Origin of the sequence: Paenibacillus farraposensis (assembly GCF_020736845.1) — a bacterium.
GTDB lineage: Bacteria > Bacillota > Bacilli > Paenibacillales > Paenibacillaceae > Paenibacillus > Paenibacillus farraposensis.
Window position 1 is genome coordinate 1 of sequence record NZ_JAFFQR010000061.1, and the last position, 509, is coordinate 509.

1 pseudogene is annotated in these 509 nt (G+C 56.4%); it reads left to right on the forward strand.

Annotation, left to right across the window (positions count from 1 at the left end):
• A pseudogene (locus JO375_RS08755) lies at positions 1–509 on the forward strand (hypothetical protein); the annotation flags it as partial.

Sequence of the window (509 nt, forward strand, 5' to 3'; positions counted from 1 at the left end):
CTGCAGGATGAATCTGTCACGTCCGACAAGCTGGGGGAAGAGAGCGTGACGTCTAGCAAGCTGTCAGCCCATTCGGTACAGCCTTGGCACATTACGGACGAAGCTGTGCAAGAAAACCATGTGGCAGAAGAGGCTATCCAGTCCATCCATTTGGCCCCGGAAGCCGTTACCTCCGCCCATTTGCAATCTGCATCGGTTCAGACCAAACACCTGGCTCCGGATAGTGTCTCTGGCCATGCGCTTCAATCAGAAAGTGTCACCTCTGAGAAGCTAGCCGCTCGGGCCGTGCAAGCTGCTAACCTGGCGGAAAACAGCGTCGAACCCGGACATCTGTCTGTGCATGTCGTGCATAGCCGTCATTTGGCAGCGGGCGCGGTACAGGAAACCGCATTGGCGGAGGGCGCTGTAAAGTCTGTCCACCTTGCGCCGGAATCCATTCAATCAGAGCACTTGCAAAGTGGAGTCATTCAGGGAGAGCATATTGCCCCGCATGCGGTAGCGTCTCATGC